We start from the raw sequence: 3,298 nt of genomic DNA on the forward strand, positions 1-3,298 counted from the left end.
AATATCTTCCAGCATCGCAAAATAGGGGCCATCGTTCACGGCAATCCCGATCAACACCCGCCCCTGTCGGAGCAGCCCTGCCTGATCGGGGGTGAGGGATAGAGCCGGGATGTCGTCCAGCCCCGCCCTCAGTGGCAGGAGTTTGTCTTCAAGACCGCGCGCATTACTGAGTTCCGCCAATTTGTCCAGCGATATCGCGTGCGACAGGTCGAACGGTCCGGCCTTTGTCCGGCGCAGCATCGTGACATGGCCAACCGTGCCGAGTGCGAGGGCGATGTCGCGCGCGAGGCTGCGGATATAGGTGCCCTTGGAGACATGGGCGGTGAGGGTCACTTCACTCAGCCCCTCCCCTTCAGGGGAGGGGTTGGGGTGGGGCGTGTCAGTCTCACCGAGACCGTGGATTGTGGGGACAGCCCCCACCCCAACCCCTCCCCTGAAGGGGAGGGGCTTTAAGCAAGCGAGGCCATGAATTGTCACCCCCCTGCTCGCCAGCACGACCTCTTCGCCCGCCCGCGCCAGATCATACGCCCGCTCGCCATCCACCTTCAGCGCGGAGTAAGCCGGCGGCACTTGCTCGATCGGCCCGGTAAAGCGCGGCAACACCGCCTCCACCTGCGCCAGTGTCGGCCGCACATCGCTCTCCGCGACCACCTTGCCCTCAAGGTCAAGCGTGTCGGTCTGCACCCCGAAACCGATGGTGAAGTCATACACCTTGTCGCTATCGAGCATCCGCCCGGCGAGCTTGGTCGCCTCGCCAATCGCGATCGGCAGCACCCCGGTCGCCAGCGGATCGAGCGTGCCGCCATGCCCGACTTTGATGCCACGCTTGCTCGCATCGAGCCCCGCCGCCCTTAAAGCCCGCTTCACCGCCGACACGCCTTGCGTCGATCCAAGCCCCAAGGGCTTGTCGAGGATGATCCAGCCGTGCACGCGCCTCAGCCTTCAGCGGCGGCGAGCCGTTCCGTGAAATGCTTGCGGCACAGCGCGACATAGCGGTCGTCACCGCCAATCTCGGTTTGCGCGCCCTCGGCCACCGCGTTGCCGGCACTATCGACACGCAGGTTCATCGTCGCCTTGCGCCCGCATTCGCATACCGATTTCAGTTCGACGAGATTGTCGGCAATCGCCAGCAACGCAGCACTACCGGGGAACAACTTCCCCCGAAAATCAGTGCGCAGGCCATAGGCGAGCACCGGAATCCCATCCACATCGGCCAGCTTCGCGAGCTGCGCGACCTGTGCCTCGCTCAAAAACTGCGCCTCGTCGACCAGCACGCAGGCGACTGGCGCGTTGGCATGTTCAGTAGTGACGATCGCGGCGAGATCGGTCGCCGCATCGAAAGCAATCGCTTGTTTCTCCAACCCGATCCGCGACGCAATCGCCCCCATGGCCGCCCGCGTATCAATGGCGGCAGTAAACAACATCGTCCGCATCCCGCGCTCGCGATAATTGAAATCGGCCTGGAGAAGGTTGGTCGATTTGCCCGCGTTCATCGACGCGTAATAGAAATAGAGCTTGGCCATGGTGTCGAAATGCCGGAAGGATCGAGGATGTCCAGTAAAATCCCAGACACCCTCTACCCGGTTGTTGTCGTCCAAGATCGCTACCAGGGCGTCTACAGTGGTGGTGCGTGGCTTTGCGTTGCTGCGGCAGACACGATGGAGGGGCAGTTGCACCGGGCAAGCTGGGTACTGAAGTTCGGGCCCGGCTCTGATGATCTCACCGCCGCGATTTTTTGGGCGACAGCACCATCTTGGATTGCATCCGGAAGGACACCGGAACTCGCAATCGACTCACTGCTTGCCAAAGTTTCCGATCACACGTTGGAGTGAAGAGGCGATCTTGGAGTGCCATCGCCGAAGGACATTTGCGTCCATCGAACCGCTGAGTGGCGCACCGCCTGGTCGAGCGTTTGGATGATCGCCGAACACCAGATTAACGAAAGCTTTGGACGACAACGCACCCAGATCAGGGGCTGTGTACCTCGCCGAAAAACTATCTTGATCCACGCCGTTGATGAAAACTGCGATGCGGCTTTCTCCTGCGCCCCAGACAATGATCTGGTCGTCGGAAAATTCGATCTCGGGCAGAACGTCATTCGCTTTGTCGCTGGAGCACACCAAGGACAGCGTCCCTTGTGCGGGGAGGGAAAATTCCAGCGCCCATGGTTCGAGCCAGACCATTAAAGGTATCAGCGTGGCGTTGCAGAGCTCGACCGATTGGTGATCCTGCGCGCCAGACACGTCAATCTTCCGGTGCTTCAAGATCCCGCGCCACCTTCGGATCGCGCAGCAGCGCGTCGATATGGCTGCCCTCGTCGAAGCTTTCGTCGGGCAGGAATTTCAGCTTGGCGGCATATTTGGTGTTCACCCGCCGCGCGACTTCGCTCTGCAGATACGCGGTATTCGTGCGCAGCGCCTTCAGCACCACCGCCTCGTCCTTGCCGAGCAGCGGCTTCACGAACGCGGTCGCGTGGCGCAGATCGGGCGACATGCGGACTTCGGTGACGGTCACCATGTGCTTGGCGAGCGTCTCATCATGCACATCCCCGCGCGCGAGAATGTCGGACAGCGCATGGCGCACCTGTTCCCCCACGCGGAGCAGGCGGACGGAGCGGGTTTCGGGAGTGTCTGCGGTCCGATTCATGTTGCAAAAATGCCTGAATTATCGTATCTAGCCAATGTCACTATTGCCGATATGCTGATGTATCAGCTCCTGAGCCCGGATGTTCCAGCATCCGGGCTCAAATCGTTTTGGAGCCCGGCCTTCCAGAGCCGGGCTCCTCACCAGCTTAATGGCGGCCAAGCTCGATAAGCTTAATCACCAGCCCGACAATCGCAATGACAAGCATCGCAACGCCGAGCACCAGAGTCACTATTGTTTCTATACTAATGCAAATCACCTCCTTGCAGGCCGCAAGTTGCGACCTGCAAGGAGTATAGTGGCGTTACTTTGTACTCGATAGCGCGGTTACAACGTCCGCTCGCGCAGTTCGACTTCGTAGGTTTCCAGGAAGTCGCCCGGCTTGATGTCGGTATGGCTCGCAAAGGTCACGCCGCATTCCAGGCCAGCGCGCACTTCGGGCACGTCGTCCTTGAAGCGCCGCAGCGACGCGATTTCACCATTATAGATGATCACGTCGTTGCGCGTGATGCGGGCCTTCAGCGCCTTGCGGATAAAGCCATCGACCACCAACAGCCCTGCCGCGCGGCCATGCTTGCCGGCCGGGAAGACCTCGCGGATTTCGGCGCGGCCGACGACCGTTTCGAACGCCTCGGGGCCAAGCTCGCCCGCCATG

General features: G+C 61.0%; 4 protein-coding genes and 1 pseudogene. All 5 read right to left on the minus strand.

Annotated elements, in window-relative coordinates; genetic code table 11:
- Positions 1-930 (minus strand): tRNA pseudouridine(55) synthase TruB (gene truB / locus B7Y43_RS19730; RefSeq protein WP_374133370.1); only part of this gene is annotated, 930 nt, incomplete at its 3' end.
- Between the two features lie 5 nt (positions 931-935).
- Entirely contained in the window at positions 936-1,523 is a 588-nt protein-coding gene (locus tag B7Y43_RS19735; RefSeq protein ID WP_374133373.1) for a thymidine kinase, read from the minus strand.
- Between the two features lie 270 nt (positions 1,524-1,793).
- A complete protein-coding gene (locus B7Y43_RS19740; protein ID WP_374133371.1) occupies positions 1,794-2,264 on the minus strand; it encodes a hypothetical protein in 471 nt (156 codons plus the stop codon).
- Positions 2,245-2,646 carry a ribosome-binding factor A gene (gene rbfA / locus B7Y43_RS19745; RefSeq protein WP_374133372.1) on the minus strand — a complete coding sequence of 134 codons (402 nt, stop codon included), beginning with the start codon at positions 2,644-2,646 and terminating at the stop codon, positions 2,245-2,247. The genes B7Y43_RS19740 and rbfA overlap by 20 nt, the downstream gene beginning before the upstream one ends.
- 324 nt (positions 2,647-2,970) lie before the next feature.
- Positions 2,971-3,298 (minus strand): annotated as a pseudogene (locus tag B7Y43_RS19750) (translation initiation factor IF-2); the annotation flags it as partial.

Source organism: Sphingomonas sp. 28-62-20, from assembly GCF_002281505.1.